The 3936-nt window shown below is 63.6% G+C and carries 2 protein-coding genes; one reads left to right on the top strand and one right to left on the bottom strand.

The features are described 5' to 3' along the window. Nucleotides 1-173: 173 nt before the first annotated feature. A complete protein-coding gene (gene rlmM, locus HP546_RS27205) occupies nt 174-1238 on the bottom strand; it encodes a 23S rRNA (cytidine(2498)-2'-O)-methyltransferase RlmM (protein ID WP_172232018.1) in 1065 nt (354 codons plus the stop codon). 224 nt (nt 1239-1462) lie between these two features. Between rlmM and acnA the strand changes: the two genes are divergently transcribed. Then, the coding region (gene acnA, locus HP546_RS27200) for an aconitate hydratase AcnA (protein WP_172232015.1) at nt 1463-3936 on the top strand (2474 nt) is incomplete at its 3' end.

Raw genomic sequence — 3936 nt, 5'->3', positions numbered from 1 at the left:
GCGGTTTTTGGTTACTTTTTTCCAAGAAAAAAAGTGACTCGCCGTAAGGGCGAAAAGGTGAGTAAGCGTCGCCATCGCAAATGGACTGTTCGCTGCATCAAAACCGGCGCATAAGTTTCAAACTTCAAACTTCAAGCTTCAAGCTTCAAGCTTCAAGCTTCAAGCTCTCACGCTCAGCGCGCCTTCAGATCAAGCCTGCGCAAGTGACAGGTCACTTCCTCCCGATCGTGATACAGCTGCTTGCAAGCAATCGACACCCGAATCTTGCGCGCCTTGAACGTCGCCTCCATGCGATCAAGCAACCGCCGCACTTCGGCATAACGCTGCTTCATCGGCAGCTTCAGGTTGACCACCGCCTCGCGACACAACCCCTCCCCCAGCCAGGTCTCGATCAGCGAGGTAGTGCGCGCCGGCTTCTCGACAATGTCGCACACCATCCAGTCCACCGGATGCTTCGGCTGCCAGGTAAACCCATCAGCCATCAGGTGCTGGACCAGCCCGGTGTCCATCAGGCTTTCGGCCATCGGCCCGTTATCGATGGCCGTCACCAGCATCCCCCGGCGAACCAGCTGGTACGTCCAGCCACCCGGCGAGGCACCCAGGTCGACACCGGTCATGTCATCGCCCAGACGCTGCTCCCACTGCTCGCGCGGGATGAACTGGTGCCAGGCCTCTTCCAGCTTGAGGGTCGAACGACTGGGCGCCTCGCGGGGAAACTTCAGGCGCGGAATGCCCATGGGCCACAGCGCGCTGTTGTTGGCGGCGGCAACACCGGCAAATACCCGTCGGCCGCTGATAAATGTCAGCAGCAGCCGTGGCCGGTTGGCGTCGTCGACCAAGCGGCCGGCTTTTTCCATGGCCTTGCGCAGCGGCACCTCGAACTTGCGGCAAAAGGTGGACAGTTCCTTGCCATCGTTGCTGTCCAGCACCTCCAGCCACAGGCTGCCGAACACCGGCATGTCGGCCAAATGGGCCAGCAGCACACTGATGCGGTCGGTTTCCGGCAGCTCGACAAAACCACCACGGGCCCACTGCCGCGGGAAAATCAGCTGGTTGAAGCGCAACTCCCCCATCAAGCGCTCGGCACCGCCGTCCTCGCTGCAGACAAACTCGGCACTGGCGCTTTGCGGCTTGCCTTTGGCATAGCCAGCAACACCCAGGCGGGCGGCGTGTTCGCTGATTTCGGCGCACACCTCGCCCTCGAAACCGGGCCGGCAATGCATGAACAGGGTATTCATCTCTCACTCCACTACGGCGGGCGCGCAACAGGCGCCGGCAGGGCGGCGATGATAAAGGAAGTTCGGAACCTGCGACACGCCCCGCCGGTCCAGAAAAGGGTCAGGGGCCATAAACCGGTCTAACCTGACCATTCAGCCAGGTCCGTGCCGTGCGGACCGATACACAACGGTGCTACCGGCAAACCCTGAGTAATTGCCGGGCACCGGCGCAGAAGGAGTTGGCAATGCCCTCGCTCGATAGCCTGAACACCCTCAAGCCCCTCAAGGTCGGCGATCAGACCTACCATTACTTCAGCCTTGCTGAGGCTGCCCGCCAGCTGGGTGATCTGCAGCGCCTGCCCATGTCGCTGAAGGTGCTGCTGGAAAACCTGCTGCGCTGGGAAGACGGCAAGACCGTCAGCGGCGACGACCTGCGCGCCGTCGCCCAGTGGCTGAGCGATCGGCGCTCCGATCGCGAAATCCAGTACCGCCCGGCACGGGTGCTGATGCAGGACTTTACCGGCGTGCCGGCGGTGGTCGACCTGGCCGCCATGCGCGCGGCCATGGCCAAGGCCGGTGGCGACCCACAGCGGATCAACCCGCTGTCCCCCGTTGACCTGGTCATCGACCACTCGGTGATGGTCGACCGCTACGGCACCCCGCAGGCATTCAGCGAAAACGTCGATATCGAAATGCAGCGCAATGGCGAGCGCTACGCGTTCCTGCGTTGGGGCCAGAGCGCCTTTGACAACTTCCGCGTGGTGCCGCCGGGTACCGGCATTTGCCACCAGGTGAACCTGGAATATCTGGGCCGCACGGTCTGGACCCGCGAAGCAGATGGCCGCACCTATGCCTTCCCCGACACGCTGGTCGGCACCGATTCGCACACCACCATGATCAATGGCCTTGGCGTACTAGGCTGGGGTGTCGGCGGCATCGAGGCAGAGGCAGCCATGCTCGGCCAGCCCGTGTCGATGCTGATCCCTGAAGTGATTGGATTCAAGCTGACCGGCAAGTTGCGCGAAGGCATCACCGCCACCGACCTGGTGCTGACAGTCACCCAGATGCTGCGCAAGAAAGGCGTGGTGGGCAAGTTCGTGGAATTCTACGGCGACGGCCTGGCTGAGCTGCCCTTGGCCGACCGCGCTACCATTGCCAACATGGCCCCCGAATACGGCGCCACCTGTGGGTTCTTCCCGGTCGACCAGGTCACACTGGACTACCTGCGCCTTTCCGGCCGCCCCGAGGCGACCGTGCAACTGGTCGAGCAATACTGCAAAACCCAAGGCCTGTGGCGCCTGCCGGGCCAGGAGCCGCTGTTCAGCGACAGCCTGGCGCTGGACATGCACCAGGTCGAAGCCAGCCTGGCCGGGCCGAAACGGCCGCAGGACCGTGTGGCGCTGGGCGAGGTCAGCCAAGCCTTCAACCATTTCATCGAGCTGCAACCCAAACCGCTGGCCAAGGAAGTCGGCCGCCTGGAAAGCGAAGGCGGTGGTGGCGTGGCGGTGGGCAACGCCGATCAGGCCGGCGAGATTGATTACACCCATCAGGAGCAGACTCACACCCTGCGTGATGGGGCCGTGGTAATCGCCGCGATCACCTCGTGCACCAACACCTCCAACCCCAGCGTGATGATGGCCGCCGGCCTGGTGGCGAAAAAGGCCCTGGAAAAAGGCCTGAAACGCAAGCCGTGGGTCAAGAGCTCGCTGGCGCCGGGCTCCAAGGTCGTCACCGAGTACTTCAACGCAGCCGGGCTCACCCCGTACCTCGACCAGCTGGGCTTCGACCTGGTCGGTTACGGCTGCACTACCTGCATCGGCAACTCCGGGCCGCTGGACGAGCCGATCGAGAAGGCCATCGGCAGCGCCGACCTGACCGTGGCCTCGGTGCTGTCCGGCAATCGCAACTTCGAAGGACGCGTGCACCCCTTGGTCAAGACCAACTGGCTGGCCTCGCCGCCCCTGGTAGTGGCCTACGCCCTGGCCGGTAGCGTGCGCCTGGACCTTACCCGTGACCCACTCGGCACCGGCAAGGACGGCCACCCTGTCTACCTGCGCGACATCTGGCCCACCCAGCAGGAAATCGCCGAGGCCGTGGCCAAGGTCGACACGGCAATGTTCCACAAGGAGTACGCCGAAGTGTTCGCCGGCGATGCCCAATGGCAAGCCATCGAGGTGCCACAGGCTGCGACCTATGTGTGGCAGGCGGACTCCACCTATATCCAGCACCCGCCCTTCTTCGACGGCATCGGCGGCCCGCCGCCGCAGATCGCCGACATTCATGACGCGCGGATTCTGGCGCTGCTGGGCGACTCGGTGACCACCGACCACATTTCACCCGCCGGCAACATCAAGGCCGACAGCCCCGCCGGGCGTTACCTGCGCGAGCAGGGTGTAGAGCCACGCGACTTCAACTCCTATGGCTCACGGCGTGGCAACCATGAGGTGATGATGCGTGGCACCTTTGCCAACATCCGTATCCGCAACGAAATGCTGGCGGGCGAGGAAGGTGGCAACACCCTGCACATCCCCAGCGGCGACAAACTGTCGATCTATGACGCGGCCATGCGCTACCAGCAGGAAGGCACCCCGCTGGTGGTGATCGCCGGCCAGGAATACGGCACCGGCTCAAGCCGCGACTGGGCGGCCAAGGGCACCAATCTGCTGGGGGTCAAGGCTGTGCTGGCGGAAAGTTTCGAGCGCATCCACCGCTCCAACCT

The sequence above is a fragment of the Pseudomonas sp. CM25 genome, assembly GCF_013179705.1.
Classification (GTDB): Bacteria; Pseudomonadota; Gammaproteobacteria; order Pseudomonadales; family Pseudomonadaceae; genus Aquipseudomonas.
This window is presented reverse-complemented; position numbering and strand designations above follow the sequence as displayed.